The organism is Vibrio sp. 1401 (assembly GCF_033340295.1).
This window is the reverse complement of record NZ_JAWOWF010000736.1, coordinates 1-545: the sequence shown is the minus strand read 5'-3', so window position 1 is coordinate 545 and position 545 is coordinate 1. Positions and strand designations below refer to the sequence as shown.

General features: G+C 45.7%; 1 protein-coding gene. It reads right to left on the bottom strand.

Translation table 11 applies throughout. The features are described from left to right. A partial coding sequence (locus R7Z77_RS27865) for an ATP-binding cassette domain-containing protein (protein WP_318137372.1) occupies positions 1-545 on the bottom strand: 545 nt, incomplete at both ends.

The window sequence follows — 545 nt, the reverse complement described above, 5'->3', positions numbered from 1 at the left end:
TCTGATAAACCTACCTTATCTAACGCATCCCATATCTGCTCATCGCTCACTGCTCGGCTAAGAGAAATGTTCTCACGTACAGAGGCTGGGAGAATGTGCGGATCTTGTTGAACCATTGCTACGTCTTTGCGAAGTACGTCTTTACCCAATGTATTAAGTGGCCGCCCATCAATCAATAACTCGCCCACATTGGTTGGATAAAAGCCCATGAGCAAAGATGCTAACGTGCTCTTGCCGCTGCCCGTATGGCCGACCAGCGCGATAAAATCTTGATGAGCGGCTTTCAAGGAGATGTCTTTCAATACATCTTGCTTGCCATCATAACTGAACGTCAGATTACTTAGCTCAATTGAGCCCGTTTTAAGTGGTTTATGATCGTCACCGTAAGTTTGTGGCTTCGCATCAATCAACTCAAAAACACGTTCACTCGACACCAACGCTTGTTGTAAAAGTGCAAGTTGTTGGGTCATTTCAATCAGAGGTTCGGTCACACGCGCCAAATAACTGATGAACGCATAAAGTACACCGACACCAATCAACTCGAC